Genomic DNA, 15,098 nt, shown 5'->3' on the forward strand with positions numbered 1-15,098 from the left:
TAAACGATCAAAGAGATGATGTATCTAAAAGTAGGAGAAGGGTATGGTCACAGTACGTGAGCAACTGCCTGGGCGGCTCAATGAGTTGTCACAGGAGGCGACTGTAGAACATGCCGAACAAGCACAGCAGGATCTGACTGAATGGTTAGATCGGGTTCGTGGCATATTAGACGGGGCTCCCCTGAAGCAGCTCGAAGAAGTTGCCCGTTTAACCTTAGAAAAAGAGCTACAAAGTACGGTTCAGCATCGCTCTAATACCTTCTATACCGGTATTGAAATGGCGGATATTCTCGCGCATCTCTATGTCGATGAAGATACCTTGTCTGCTGCCATGCTTTACCGCGCAGTACGTGAAGGCGTTATGCCATTGACAGAAGTGCAGGAAAAATTCGGTGAACAGGTCTACAGTCTGGTCAAAGGCACGCTGTCCATGGGTAAGCTGTCTGAGCTGATTGAAAAAAATAAACGCCTGGAAGACCATTTTAATAATAACCAGCGTGAACATCTGTCTGGCATTTACAAGATGCTGATTTCAGTGACAGAAGATGTCCGCGTCGTGTTAATCAAGCTGGCAGAACGTACCTATGCACTGCGTGAGCTGGCCAATTCTTCACGTGAACGGCAAGAACGGGTCGCACGAGAAATCCTCACCATTTATTCTCCTTTAGCGCATCGTCTCGGGATTGCCCAGCTGAAATGGGAGCTCGAAGATCTGGCCTTCCGCTATCTGGCGCCGGAACGCTATAAAGAAATTGCCTCTCTGCTGAATGAAAAGCGTCTGGAACGTGAACAATATATTCAGTTTGTGATTGATAAATTGCGTGAAGAGCTGGCAGAATACGGCATTGAAGCTGAAATTAATGGCCGGGTAAAGCACATTTATTCGATCTATCGGAAAATGAAAAGCAAAAGCCTGAGCTTCGACCAGCTGTATGACATCCGTGCGCTGCGTGTACTGGTGAAAAGCGTGCCTGAGTGTTATCACACGCTCGGGATCGTACATCAATTGTGGCGACATATTCCGCATCAGTTTGATGACTATATTACCAATCCGAAAGCCAATGGCTATCGTTCTTTGCACACAGCTGTGATTGCGGAAAACAAGTCACTTGAAGTGCAGATTCGTACTTATACGATGCATGAAGAGGCCGAGCTTGGCGTATGCTCGCACTTTAACTATAAGGAAGGCTCGAAAAATACCGATACTTCCTTTAATCATCGTCTGCATTCCTTGCGTGCAGTGATTGAGCATTATCAAGAACGCAATGAAGCCAGTGCACATAAAGATGAAGAAGAGGAAGTTGAAAATTTTGAGCATATTCAAGATTTTGAAGGCTTCGAAAAAATCTATGTGTTCAGCCGTGATGGTGATATTAAAGAGTTACCACGGGGTTCAACCGTACTCGACTTTGCCTATCATGTGCATACGGAAGTCGGCAACAAGTGCTATGCGGCCCGGGTCAACCAGCGCTATGTACCTTTAACCTATGCCTTGAAAACCGGTGAACAGGTTGAGATTCTGACCAAGAAAGACCGTGAACCGAATCGGGACTGGTTGGTTAATTCACTGGGTTATATCAAGACTGCCCGTGCCCGTGACAAGTTACGTCATTGGTTCCGTCAGCAGGATCGCAGTAAGAACCTGGAAGTGGGTCGTGAAATTCTGAATAAAGAATTGGCACGTCTGGCAATTCATCCAAAATCAATTGATCTGGGTGATTATTGCAACCATTTCAATGTGAAGAGTGGCGAAGACATTCTGATTGGTCTGGTGAATGGTGATATCAGCCTGCATGCCCTGATCAATCAGGTGAACCGTCATATGCATCTGGATCAGGATGAGCCTGAACTGGTGCTGAAACCAGCCTTGAATCCGCGTGCCAGCCATACCTTATCTGCACATGGTATTCTGATTGATGGTCTGGATAACGTCGAACTGCATGTAGCCCAGTGCTGTCAGCCGGTGCATGGTGAATCGATAGCGGGTTATATTACGCTGAATCGCGGTGTAAGCATCCATAAGGTAGCTTGTCCGGATTATGTACGCATGATCTCGCAAGAACCGGAACGTGCAGTAGAAGCCGACTGGGAAATGCAGCCGACTCGTGGCCAAAGTGTACAGATCGTGGTGGAAGCCTATGACCGTCGTGGTCTGCTCAAAGATCTGACTCAGGTGATTTTCTCGGATCAGATCAATATCCGTCAGGTAAATACTATTTCTGAAGCAGATGGTATTGCCAATATGAAGCTGTTGATCGAAGTTAAAGGTCTGGCTCAACTTTCCAAACTATTGGCCCGTCTTGAACAGCAGCCGGGAATTATAAGTGCCCGTCGTCTGGTACAAGGCAACTGATTCTTTTTAGGCACGATTAGAAAAGCCCGCAATTCAATTGCGGGCTTTTTTGTTATAAGGTGTGCTTAAGAGGGAGAAGAGCAAATAACATGAGTGCCACGGAAATATTTGAACTGAGACGAAATAATCTAGCCAAAGTGATTGATCAGTTGATTGATAGCCAGCAGTTTAACAATGGCAAAGAGATTTGCGAGCACTTTGGTCTGTCTGCAGCCTATATTACCCAGCTATTGAACAGTAAGCGCCAGATTGGAGAAAAGGCTGCACGAGAACTTGAACAGCAACTGGGTTTGGAATGTTTAATATTGGATCGTGCTGAAGCACCTGTCATTGAAGTGGCATCTAGTCCTGTAAAAATAACTTTGTTCCAGATGCAGGTTGTTGAGCAGCAAGCCTTTAAAATGAAAACTATAGATTCGGCAGAAAGACTTTTACCATGGCTTAAATTGGAGCTTCAGCATTATGCCATTCAGGTCACAGGACAATATTATTTTCCGAGCCTAAAAGCAGGCTGGTGGTTGGTCTGTGATGCGCAAGCTGTATTACAGTCATCTGGCTTAGCGTGTCTTTATTTAATTAATGGACTGCAACTCATTGTGGAGCTGATGTCGGAAAACCAGGACAGCTATCAGATCCAAAGTCTGGATGAAAGCCGCAAGGTCAGTTTCCAAAAGTCTGATGTAGCTAAAATCCATCCTGTGATTGCCATAGTGCCTCAGCATTCAATTTTCTTAGACCAGAAAAAATTCAGCCCATCATAAGATGGGCTGAATAGTGAAATCGAAAACGGGCAGCTTATGGAAGCTGATTTTCGTCCTCAAATTCTGGTTTCACCTGAACAATAAAGTCCTGACGATTCAGACCACGCCATAGGGCGAAGGCTGTACCGATATAGATCGAAGAATAGGTACCGACAAAGACACCTACAAACATCGCAATCGAGAACCATTTCAGACCAGCACCGCCCATGATCATCATGGCAACTACAACCAGTAATAATGTCATAGAAGTATGAATGGTACGGCGTAAGGTTTCAGTCAAGGCAATATTGATAATTTCAACAGGTTCGGCACCCCGGATCTTACGGAAGTTCTCACGGATACGGTCAGAGACCACGATATTATCGTTGAGTGAGAAACCGATGATCGCCAGTAGTGCAGCCAGAACTGTAAGGTCAAATGGCCACTGCATCATGGCAAAAATACCAATCGTCACCACGATATCGTGGAACAATGACAGTACCGCACCCATCGCCAGTTTGAACTCAAAGCGGATAGTGACATAGACCAGCATCAGCAAGAGGGCAAGAGCAACTGCACCCGCAGAACGTACATACAGCTCATTACCGACCTGTCCACCGACTACATCGACCTTAGGTACCTGAGCCGCATTGCCTGGCAGCTGAACTGCTGCAGTAACGGCTTTGGTAAGGTCTTCTGCTTCAATATCTTCCTGAACCGGCATACGTACCATCAGGTCACGTTCCGCGCCCAGCGTCTGCACGACAGCATCATCAAAGCCAGCTTTGCTGAGTGCCTGAGTTACATCATCAGGTTTTACCGGATTGGTATAGTTCAGCTCTGCTGATACACCACCGGTAAAGTCCAGACCGAGGTTCAAGCCTTTAGTCGCAATAAAGAAGATGCTGGCAACCGTCAGGATGATAGAGAACACTGCCGCAGGCAATGCAATCTTCATAAACGGAATGATACGTTCGTCTTCAGGACGACCATACTGTTTTTGATTCAGTTGAGTATTTTCAGTCATCATCGATCTCCTAAATGCTCAACTTTTTCAAGTTACGTTTTTTGCCATAGATGATCTGTACGATCGCACGGGTTACCGTAATCGCCGTAAACATCGAGCAGACAATACCAATCATCAGGGTGACAGCAAAGCCTTTGATCGGACCAGTACCAATTGCGAACAGAATGAACGCTACCAGGAAGGTAGTTAAGTTCGAGTCGAAAATGGTGTTATAGGCCCGATCATAACCGGCCACAATTGCCTGTTTCGGCGAGGCGCCCCATTTCATTTCTTCCCGTATCCGCTCACAGATCAGTACGTTGGCATCGACCGCCATACCGATAGTAATCACGATACCGGCAATACCCGGCAGGGTGAGGGAAGCGCCAATCCATGACATCACTGTCAGAATCATCGCCAGGTTAACAACCAGTGCGAAGTTGGCAATGACACCGAATAGACGGAAGAATACGACCATCCAGATTGCTACCAGAATGAAGCCGATTTGAGTAGAGAGTACGCCTTTATCAATATTTTCCTGACCCAGACTTGGACCAATCACACGTTCTTCAACGAAGTACATTGGCGCAGCCAGAGCGCCGGCACGTAGCATCAGGGCAAGCTCAGAAGCTTCCTGAGGTGAGTCCAGACCGGTAATACGGAATTGAGAACCCAATACTGCCTGAATGGTTGCAGCGTTAATTACCACAGATTCGGTATATGGTGTACGCACTTCAGTTTGTGCACCAGTTGCCGGATCTTCAACATAGCTGATCTTTTGCTTGTTCTCGATGAACAGTACCGCCATACGTTTGCCTACGGCATTACGTGTGGCATCTGCCATCAATTTACCGCCAGCGCTGTCCAAAGTAATATTAACTTCAGCACCGCCAGTATCCTGACTAAAGCCAGAAGATGCATTTTGTACGCGTTCACCGGTCAAAATACGGTTACGGTTCAGCAATAACTGACGACCACTGTCCAGAGATTCATAAGCAAACGCCTGAGTTCCTGCTGGAGCTGTACCACTTAATTGGCCAGTATAAGGATCGATATATTGATCATTCAGATCAGAAACCAGACGGAATTCCAGGTTCGCCGTACGACCTAAGACACGTTTTGCTTCTGCGGTATCCTGTACACCCGGTAGTTCAACCACAATACGGTTACTGCCTTGGGTTTGTACCAATGCTTCAGCCACACCTAACTCGTTAATACGGTTACGTAAAGTAGTCAAGTTCTGGTTCACCGCATAAGATTCGATTTCTTGCTTACGCGTATCGGTATAGTTGAGGCGTAAAGTCGAACCGGTTTCAGTCGCCACTGCCTGCTGGTTGAATTCATTGCCATTACGGCGCAAGAAATCCATGACGGCAGCACGATCATCATTATTGGCAAACTGCACAACAATGGTGTTATTGCTTAAATTCAGACTGTTGAATTTCAGGTTGTTATCACGCAGCTGACGGCGCAGGTCAGTTGCAGAGGTGTCCATGCGCTGTGCAATCGCCTTTTCCATATCCACTTCGAGCAGGAAGTGAACACCACCACGTAAGTCCAGACCCAGTTTCATTGGTTTGGCACCAAGTTTCTGTAGCCATTCTGGGGTGGTTGGAGCAAGGTTAAGTGCTACGACGTATTCATCACCTAAACCACGGCGTAAAGCTTCTTTGGCTTTCAGCTGTGCTTCACTTGAATTTACACGTAATAAAGCAGCGTTATTACTAAAGCTATTGTCGTGAGTTGCAATATTTTCAGTTGTTAAAATCTGCTCTGCTTTTTGTACGATGCCTGCGTCAATCTGAGTACCGGCTTTGGCACCCGAAATCTGTACAGCAGGTTCATCTGGATACAAACTTGGCAGGGCATATAAAGTACTGACCACCAGGACAACCAGGATCAGCACATATTTCCATGCTGGGTAACGCATTCGTTTTCTTCTTAAAATGAAAAAGTCGTGCGGGGAGCACGACTAATTTTGATTAAATGTTATTTAAAGTGCCTTCAGGCAGAACTGAGATCACACTCGCGCGTTGAACTTTGACTTCTACACCGCGGCTCAACTCAACCACTGCGAAATCACCTTCAATTTTAGTGATTTTGCCCATTAAGCCGCCTGCAAAAACGACTTCGCTGCCTACGCCAAGGCTGTCAACCAGAGCACGGTGCTCTTTGGCACGTTTTGATTGAGGGCGCCAGATCAAGAAATAGAAGATTGCAACAAAAACCGCAATCATCAAAAGGTTAGCCATCAAGCTTGGTTGTTGTGCAGCTTCACCTGCAGCGTGAGCAGTCGAAATAAATAGGCTCATTTCATTTTCCTAAAATAAAAAACTGGTGATCAACTTGATAATAAATTGACATATTCTTGCAATTTACCCTGTCTTTTTCCTCAGCGCAAATGCTGAAAGATTAATCTTGTGGACAAGGTGGAACTTCCAGGCCACGACGAGCGTAAAAGTCCTGAACAAATTCATCAAAAGTTCCGTTATCCAGCGCATTGCGGATATCTTCGGTAAAACGCTGGTAATAACGCAGGTTATGGATGGTACCGAGCATAGAACCCAGCATTTCTCCACATTTCTCTAAATGGAACAGATAAGCGCGGGTAAAGTTCTGACAGGTATAACAATCGCAATGTGGATCAAGCGGGCTTTGATCATGACGGTATTGGCTATTACGGATACGCACCAGACCATCAGTCACGAAATAATGACCGTTACGTGCATTTCGGGTTGGCATGACGCAGTCGAACATGTCTACACCACGACGGATGCCTTCAACGATATCTTCCGGTTTGCCGACACCCATCAGGTAACGCGGTTTATTTTCCGGCATTTTGTTCGGAAGATAATCCAGTACCTTGATCATTTCTTCTTTCGGTTCGCCAACGGACAGACCGCCAATCGCATAACCGTCGAAGTCAATCTCAAGCAGGCCTTTTAAGGATTCATCACGCAGGTCTTCATACATCCCGCCCTGAATAATCCCGAACAGGGCATTTTTATTGTTGAGTTCGTCATGATGATGCTTCTTGCAGCGCTCAGCCCAACGTAAAGACAGCTGCAAAGATTTTTGCGCTTCTTCATGGGTCGCTGGATAAGGCGTACATTCATCAAAAATCATCACGATATCGGAGTTCAGCGTATGCTGAATTTCCATCGAAATTTCAGGTGAAAGGAAAACTTTTGAACCATCGATCGGGGAGCGGAAGGTCACGCCTTTTTCTTCAATCTTGCGCATTGCACCCAGACTAAAGACCTGGAAGCCGCCTGAGTCAGTCAGAATCGGTTTATCCCATTTCATGAAACCGTGCAGGCCACCATGCTGCTTGATGACTTCAAGACCCGGGCGCAGGTACAGGTGGAAGGTATTACCGAGGATAATCTGCGCTTTAATGCCTTCAACATCACGTGGCAACATGCCTTTAACCGTGCCATAAGTACCAACTGGCATAAAGACAGGTGTCTCTACTACGCCATGTTCAAGCGTTAAACGACCACGACGGGCACGACCCGACTGACCTAATTTTTCAAACTTCATAAGAGTTCCAAATCAAGGCGAAAAAACAGTTCGCTGATTACTAATGCGAATTAAAGGGCGCTATTTTCCTTGATTCTGACCTTAAACGCCAGCATTGTAGAGAATTCACTCTGTAATTTTATTTATCGATGAATAAAGGAAAGATCAAGTGAAAGAGGTGAGTTTGCAGAAAACTGCTGTAAACGCTGCATGATTTCTTCCCGGCTCAAAGCACAGCTGCCGTCAGGTTCAGCCGCCATGGCAGCAATATGCTGGATCAGTTTCTGGATATAGATATTGCTGTCGACAAAATAAGATTCCAGCGTCAGTAAATAGGCATCCTGCGCCACTTGCAAATAGTCATAAGGCTCCATAGCCAGCATCTGTTCCAGATCAATTAGGATATCTTTATCGCTTTGCGAAAGCTTGAAGCGTTTATGGGATGCAGGCAAAGGCTGAGCTTGTCGGGAAGTTAAAAAGTCCTGCAATAAGCGACTGTCGGAATTGAGTTCAAGTGCAGATTGGTATTCACATTCAGGTTGGGTCGGAACGCTGAGGAAAAAAATAATCGAATCTAGATCCAGACCATAAGCTTCAGATAATTTGCGTTTGGCTTGTTTAAAAGTTTCTAGCAATAAATCCAAGTGAGTAGCAGGAAGCTGTTTTTGTTGAGCTAAGACAGGATGGCCAAAACTATGTTGGGTTTTAAAATACTCTGCCAGCAAAGTTTTAAAAGGCATGAGTTCAGATTGTGAAGAGGCTTGAGTTCTATAGCGCCATTTTCGTACATTCCAGCGATCCCGTTCTGCCAGATATTGCTGTGAATCTTCAGGGTCCTGAAAAATGCTACGTTCTGTGGAAATCGCCAGATCATCCAGCAGCAAAAATTCATCAAAGACCAAACTACAGGCATAGATGTGATCATCCTGATAGCGGTCATACAGCTGATAAAATTCCTTGACCAGCGTCTGTTGCAAGTGTTCTAAATAATCCAGCATGATTTTTTATTCTTTTTATTGGGTTTTTATAAGTGTATTGCTTTATCTCTCGCTATTGCATCATAAGCCAATGTATTGCAAATCAAAAACTATAAAATGTAATGATTTTTCTCAGTGAAAGTTCGGACGATAGTCAAAGTTTTGAGTCACGGTCTGGTCACGGAAAGGGCGTACTGCTTTCTTTCTGAGAAACATGTTATTGATAATATTGTGCGGGAAAATCTGAATCTGATTATTGAAGAGTTCAACATTGCGGTTGTAGATGGTAATTGCAGCGCCGACATTTTCATTCTGTTCTTCAATTTCATTCATCATTTTCAGATAAATGTCATTAGCTTTCAGTTCCGGGTAGTTTTCAATCACCACATTCAGGCTGCGCATCAGTTCTTTATTCAGGTTTTCAACCCGCTGTAACTGGGCAATATCGGCATCCTGAATATTCAGGTTCATAATGTTCTGGCGCAGTTCAGTGACTTTCTCTAAAGTCCCTTTTTCAAAACTGGAATATTGCTCAACCAGAGGTTGCAGACCATCCAGGATTTTTAGTTTTTGCCGCTCATAGCTGGCGACATCGGACCATGCACGAATAGTGGAGTTATGATGACGCACAATGCTGTTACGAATCATGATAATGGCAATAATGACCAGAAGCGGGATAATGACAAAAACAAAAAATCCCATAAAAGTAGTCCCCAGAAAAAATAATTATTTTAAAAATTGCGTCAGATCAGTATGTAACTTTTCCAATTCTATTAATTTAAACGTTCTGAGATGGCCACGCAATGTGGAAATATCGTTAATTTTATGGTGTTTACTGGATACCTGAAATAAATCATGTGGTCCCAGATAACAGAGCATATGGCTCTCCGGGTGAAACAATAAATCGCCCTGACGCTGTTCAAAAAAGTCCGCTAGTCGAAGTACAAAACCAGGCGTGAGCATTTTGGCCATTTGCATCGGATCACTGCCAAAGAAGTTTAATTTCTGATTGGTGCGAATGTCGCTGCTGTGCCAGGGATGAGCATACGGATAATGAAATTTCTTTCTGGAGGTAGTCACGGCTAGTCCCTGAATCTGAACATCAAAAACAAATACCCCCCAAAGGTCTTTATGTACCTGGGTCAGTTTGACTGGTTGGCCTTCCTTATTGCGTACCTGAACTTCATGCACATAATGATATTGAAAGACCAGAACCTGATGTTGTTGACCATCTTCATCTTCCCAGACAGTGCTGGCATAGCGTGAAATCTCATTACTTAGAGAACCTTGATTAAATACCGGGAACAGACGTTTTAAATGGCTAATAAAATGTAGGGGATTGAGTGGAATCGAAATATGTTGTGGCTGTTTCTGAAAAGCCAGCTGGTATTTTTTGGCGAGCGCCTCATCTTCCAGATAGCGAATGACTTCATCTAGTGGCTGGCGATGTTCATAGCTGATATAAGCCCAGAATACCAATAGGCATCCAAAGAAAACACCGCTTTGCATCCAGATATTGGCAGGCGCTACAAAGATGCAGCCAATCAGAAAGAGTCCGATTCCGGCCAGAGCAAGCGGTAAATTATTTTCAAATTTTAAGCTAATTGGGCCGTTCCATGGATGCAAGCCATCCAATAATTCCTGATGGCTTTTGGCCTGACGACCCAAATCCCAGAGCCGTGCGATATTGCGAAACACCACTTCATTTTTCTTACGTCGAATATGAATGGAGTGCTGCACAGACTCGATCGGCATCGGGACGGTTCCTGCTGATTACTGCGCTTGATCAATCAGCATGGCATCGCCATAACTGAAGAAGCGGTATTTGCTTTCAACCGCGTGTTTGTAAGCATTCAGAATGTTTTCACGGTTAGATAGAGCCGAAACCAGCATGAGCAGAGTAGATTCTGGTAAATGGAAGTTGGTGATCAATCGATCCACCACTTTGAACTCATAACCCGGATAGATGAAGATTTGAGTATCACCGGTCCAGCCTTTCAGTTCACCACCATTGGCCTGAGCCGCACTTTCGGTCGCACGGGTTGCGGTCGTACCCACAGCAATGACTTTATTACCGCGTGCTTTGGTGGCCTTGATCAGCTCCATGGATTCATCCGACACCTGACACCATTCACTGTGCATGATATGGTTTTCGATATCATTGGTACGAACCGGCAGGAAAGTACCTGCACCGACATGCAAGGTCACAAAGGTTTTCTGAATGCCTTTTTCTTCCAGTTTCTTCAGCAATTCTTCATCGAAGTGCAGGGAAGCGGTAGGAGCAGCAACGCTGGCCAGTTTTGTTGGATCATTGAAAACAGTCTGATATCGAACTGTATCAATTTCTTCGGCTTCACGGTTGAAATAAGGTGGAATTGGCAGTGCGCCGTATTTATCCAGCACATCCAGAATCGGCTGAGAAAACTCGACAATAAACAGATTTTCATGACGGCCTTGAACAGTGACTTTGACTTCATCTGGACCAATAAATAATTCTGCACCGGCTTTGGGTGTATTACTGGCTTTGATATGACAGTGCGCAATGAACTGATCCATCATACGCTCAACCAGTACTTCAACTGCACCACCAGAGGCACGTTTACCTTTTAGGCGCGCTTTCATCACTTTGGTATCGTTCAGAACCAGCAAATCGCCTTCATTCAATAAATCCAGAATATCGGTGAACTGGTGATCGTGATATTGGCCTTGTGCATCAAGGTGTAACAGGCGAGAAGCACTACGTTGTTCAAGAGGATAGCGAGCAATCAGCTCATCAGGGAGATCGAAACTAAAATCAGAAAGTTGCATGACAATTTACGATAAAAAAACTGCGGCTAGTATAAACTTTTTTCTTTTTTATGGCGGGAATTGCTCGATTATAAAACAAAAAAATAAGAATTGTTTTAAAATTAGGCAAATGTGTTTTTTCTGCGTTGACAAGTTTTTGAAACAGAGTAATATAGCCGTCATCCACTCCCGAGGTGGTGAAATTGGTAGACGCGGCGGACTCAAAATCCGCTGTCAGAGATGACGTGTCGGTTCGAGTCCGACCCTCGGGACCAAAATTCTGAAGAACCCCAAGCATATTAAGTCTTGGGGTTTTTTATTGCCTAAAAATAAGCACGTAGATGTGGACCTCATTGATTGATCGCATTCTGTATCTTTAATTTGGTAAGGCATCTTTCAGGATAAGAACCTTAATCAGCACTTAAATAAACTAATTGCCTTTATTCTGAATATAAAAAAACCCCACTCACCAAATTTTTCTTTTTTCACTATTAAAAATAAAATTCAGGAGTGGAGCTAGATATTACAGTCTTAATAAATTAAGAAAATTCACCCGTTGAGCGTTCTTTGGCCCAGTCACGCAGGATAAATTTCTGCAATTTCCCGGTTGAAGTTTTTGGAATCTCGGTAATCACCACATCTTTAGGTACTTTAAAACGCGCCAGATGTTGCTTGCAGAATTCGATAATCTCTTCTGCTGTGGCAGTTTGTCCTACTTTCAGTTCGACAAAGGCACATGGCACTTCCTGCCAGCGAGGATCTGGTTTTGCCACCACGGCTGCCGTGAGAATAGCAGGATGCTGATAGAGCACTTCTTCCACTTCCAGCGATGAAATGTTTTCACCACCCGAAATAATCACATCTTTAGAGCGGTCAGTGATTTTTGCATAACCATCAGGTTGGCATACTGCCAGATCGCCAGTATGGAACCAGCCACCGGCAAAGGCTTCTGCAGTTGCTTCCGGATTCTTTAAATAACCTTTCATGACGATGTTGCCACGGAACATGATTTCACCCATGGTCTGACCATCATGTGGCACTTCCTGCATGGTGTCAGGATCAAGCACTTTCATGCCATCTTGCAGTGGATATGGTACACCTTGACGAGAATGCAGTTGTGCCTGCTCCTGAATTGACAGATCTGACCAGCCTGCCTGAGACGCACAGAGCGCAGAAGGGCCATAGGTCTCGGTCAAGCCATAGACGTGAGTCACATTAATACCGATATTGCGCATGCCCTCAATGATTGCAGCAGGAGGCGCAGCACCGGCTACCATCACTTCGACACGATGATCAAACTTGGTCTTTTTCTCTTCAGGGGTATTGATCAGCATCGACAGCACAATGGGTGCACCGCAGAAATAATCCACTTTATGTTCAGCAATGAGTTTAAAGATCAGTTCCGGATCAACTTTACGTAAACAGACGTTCGTACCGCCATTGGCTGCCATGGTCCAGGCAAAGCACCAGCCATTACAGTGGAATAGCGGTAAGGTCCATAAGTAAGTGGCACGTGGCATCATGCCACAGGCAATGATATTACTGGCTGCATTAATATAGGCGCCACGGTGATGGTAAACCACGCCTTTCGGGTTACCTGTGGTTCCAGAAGTGTAGTTCAGGCTAATCGCATTCCATTCATCATCCGGTAAATGCCATTCAAAATTGGCATCGCCTTGAGCCAGCCAGTCTTCATATTCAATCTGGCCGATACGGGTATTTTCACCCTCGAATTCCTCATCAGTCACGTCAATCACATAAATGTTCTGCTGTGGAACGAGTGCCAAAGCTTCTGTTGCAACTGCAGAAAATTCTGGATCGACCAGCAGTACTTTAGTCTCAGCATGTTCCAGCATGAACGCCAAAGTTTTAGCATCCAGACGGGTATTTAAGGTATTCAGTACCGCACCCGCCATTGGCACAGCAAAGTGTGCTTCGATCATCGCAGGTACGTTTGGCAGTAAAACTGAAACGGTATCATTTTTACCGATGCCTAAATTCTGGAGCTGGTGGGCAAACTGACGGCAACGATTGTATTTTTCACGCCAAGTAATACGACGCTTACCATGAATGATCGCGTTTTGATTCGGGTAGATATAAGCTGCGCGATCGAGATAGCGTAAAGGTGACAGCGCTACAAAATTGGCAGGGGTGCGCGGTAATTCATCGTATGCCTTAACCATTGTAAAACTCCGTTCTATATTTATTTTTCATATCCTGTTAAAAAAGATATGCAATTCTTGGAAGTCTTGCAGTTATGCTTTAGTCGAGTGCGAATGTATAATTTTAAAAATTTAAATAACTGAATATTAATAAAATTATTTTTAAGCACCGATTTTTTTGAACCTATGGGTTCCCATATTTGCCTTTTTAGGTATTTTACTCTAAATGGGTGTTAAAAATAGCCCCAGCCAAGGAATAATAATGAAAATACAACAGGCGGATGCAAAATGGCGCAACTGGTCAGGAAGCCAGTACAGTTCTCCTCAAATTTTTGAGCCTAAAGAAATTAATGAATTGCAAAATCTGGTGAAGTCACATGCGCAGATTCGTGTGGTGGGTGCAGGACATTCATTCAGTGCACTAGCTAAAACCGATGAGGTCTTGATTCGTCTGGATCATTTCAAAGGCGTGATAGATGCAGATGAAGCGACAGCTCAATGTACTGTACAGGCAGGTACGCGTTTATATGAGTTGGGTGAATATCTAGCCCCTCTTAATCAGGCTTTGATCAATCAAGGCGATATTGATCAGCAAAGTCTGGCGGGTGCAGTCTCGACCGGTACGCATGGCACGGGAATTGATTTGCCGTGTTTATCTGCTTTCGTTCAAGGCTTTGAATTACTGACTGCAGATGGCGAATTATTGCAATGTGATGAGCAGCAAAATACGGAAATTTTTCAGGCAGGGCGGGTAGCACTGGGCAGTCTCGGAATACTCACCAAAATCACCCTGCAAAATCGGCCGCGTTATAAATTAAAAGAACAGATCCGGTTGTGTCCGTTAAAAGACATATTTTCCAATATCGATCAATGGAAACATCAGTATCGGCATATTGAGTTTTGGGCTTTTCTGCATGCTGATCAGGTCATGTTGAAAACACTAGATGAAACTGATGACCGCATTCAGCCGAGAAAAGAAAGCTGGCCATCAGAAGATAGTTTATTGACGTTATGCTCAGAATTGACACGGTTATTGCCGTCTACCAATCCTTATCTGCAAAAGCTGCTCGGTGTTTTTGTCAAACCCACCTGTTTTGTGGATTGGTCCAGTCAGATTTTCCCCACACCGCGTAATACCCGATTTAATGAAATGGAATACCAGATTCCGGTCGAACTAGGCTTGCAGTGTCTGGAAGAAGTGCTGCATTGTTTAAGGCAGCATCGTGTGCCGATGTTCTTTCCGATCGAGTTTCGTTATGTCAAAGCGGATGATATCTGGCTCAGTCCATTTTATCAGCGGGATTCAGTCTCAATTTCTATCCATCAGTTTTATAAGCAGGATTATCATGTCATTTTTAATCTAATTGAACCGATTTTTCAGAAATATCAGGGGCGACGGCATTGGGGCAAATTACATAGCATGCATGCTGCATCACTGCGCGATTTATATCCAAAATGGCCTGAATTTATAGCGCTACGTCAGCAGCTGGATCCGCAGCAAAAATGGCTGAATCCCTACTTGAAACAACTGTTTCTGGCTAAGTAGCAGGA

Annotated in this window: 12 protein-coding genes and 1 tRNA gene; 4 read left to right on the plus strand and 9 right to left on the minus strand. The window is 44.6% G+C overall.

Annotated elements, in window-relative coordinates; translation table 11 throughout:
* The first annotated feature begins 43 nt into the window (after positions 1-43).
* Together FTV31_RS08805 and FTV31_RS08810 are read left to right on the plus strand one after the other, a co-directional pair.
* The gene (locus FTV31_RS08805) at positions 44-2,353 is read left to right on the plus strand and encodes a bifunctional (p)ppGpp synthetase/guanosine-3',5'-bis(diphosphate) 3'-pyrophosphohydrolase (protein ID WP_180014331.1); all 2,310 of its coding nucleotides are present in this window, start codon (positions 44-46) and stop codon (positions 2,351-2,353) included.
* 89 nt (positions 2,354-2,442) lie between these two features.
* Entirely contained in the window at positions 2,443-3,114 is a 672-nt protein-coding gene (locus FTV31_RS08810; RefSeq protein ID WP_179992983.1) for a hypothetical protein, read from the plus strand.
* Between the two features lie 34 nt (positions 3,115-3,148).
* Here the strand turns inward: FTV31_RS08810 and secF are convergent, their stop codons facing one another.
* From secF to queA, 8 genes are all read right to left on the minus strand, one after another.
* Positions 3,149-4,123, minus strand: coding sequence for a protein translocase subunit SecF (secF, locus tag FTV31_RS08815; protein WP_180014333.1), 975 nt, complete (start codon positions 4,121-4,123; stop codon positions 3,149-3,151).
* A gap of 7 nt (positions 4,124-4,130) precedes the next feature.
* On the minus strand, positions 4,131-6,029 hold the full coding sequence (gene secD / locus FTV31_RS08820; protein WP_180014335.1) for a protein translocase subunit SecD: 1,899 nt from the start codon (positions 6,027-6,029) through the stop codon (positions 4,131-4,133).
* Between the two features lie 52 nt (positions 6,030-6,081).
* On the minus strand, positions 6,082-6,411 hold the full coding sequence (gene yajC, locus FTV31_RS08825; protein ID WP_004783613.1) for a preprotein translocase subunit YajC: 330 nt from the start codon (positions 6,409-6,411) through the stop codon (positions 6,082-6,084).
* A gap of 100 nt (positions 6,412-6,511) precedes the next feature.
* Entirely contained in the window at positions 6,512-7,642 is a 1,131-nt protein-coding gene (gene tgt, locus FTV31_RS08830; RefSeq protein WP_004783611.1) for a tRNA guanosine(34) transglycosylase Tgt, read from the minus strand.
* Between the two features lie 122 nt (positions 7,643-7,764).
* Positions 7,765-8,619, minus strand: a complete 855-nt coding sequence (locus tag FTV31_RS08835) for a DUF4303 domain-containing protein (RefSeq protein ID WP_180014337.1) — start codon at positions 8,617-8,619, stop codon at positions 7,765-7,767.
* A gap of 111 nt (positions 8,620-8,730) precedes the next feature.
* Positions 8,731-9,300: a LemA family protein gene (locus tag FTV31_RS08840; RefSeq protein WP_180014339.1), complete on the minus strand. Its 570-nt coding sequence runs from the start codon at positions 9,298-9,300 to the stop codon at positions 8,731-8,733.
* A gap of 24 nt (positions 9,301-9,324) precedes the next feature.
* Positions 9,325-10,353, minus strand: coding sequence for a hypothetical protein (locus FTV31_RS08845; protein WP_180014341.1), 1,029 nt, complete (start codon positions 10,351-10,353; stop codon positions 9,325-9,327).
* Positions 10,354-10,371: 18 nt separating this feature from the next.
* Positions 10,372-11,406 (minus strand): tRNA preQ1(34) S-adenosylmethionine ribosyltransferase-isomerase QueA, encoded by a 1,035-nt coding sequence (gene queA / locus FTV31_RS08850; protein WP_180002918.1) that lies wholly within the window; start codon positions 11,404-11,406, stop codon positions 10,372-10,374.
* Positions 11,407-11,573: 167 nt separating this feature from the next.
* On the opposite strand from queA, the gene FTV31_RS08855 reads away from it, so the two are divergent.
* Positions 11,574-11,660, plus strand: a tRNA-Leu gene (locus FTV31_RS08855).
* Positions 11,661-11,924: 264 nt separating this feature from the next.
* Here the strand turns inward: FTV31_RS08855 and FTV31_RS08860 are convergent.
* The gene (locus FTV31_RS08860; protein WP_180014343.1) at positions 11,925-13,568 is read right to left on the minus strand and encodes an acyl-CoA synthetase; all 1,644 of its coding nucleotides are present in this window, start codon (positions 13,566-13,568) and stop codon (positions 11,925-11,927) included.
* Positions 13,569-13,809: 241 nt separating this feature from the next.
* Between FTV31_RS08860 and FTV31_RS08865 the strand changes: the two genes are divergently transcribed.
* Entirely contained in the window at positions 13,810-15,093 is a 1,284-nt protein-coding gene (locus FTV31_RS08865; protein WP_180014345.1) for a D-arabinono-1,4-lactone oxidase, read from the plus strand.
* Positions 15,094-15,098: the final 5 nt, after the last annotated feature.

Origin of the sequence: Acinetobacter sp. YH16031, assembly GCF_013417335.1 — a bacterium.
Taxonomy (GTDB): domain Bacteria; phylum Pseudomonadota; class Gammaproteobacteria; order Pseudomonadales; family Moraxellaceae; genus Acinetobacter.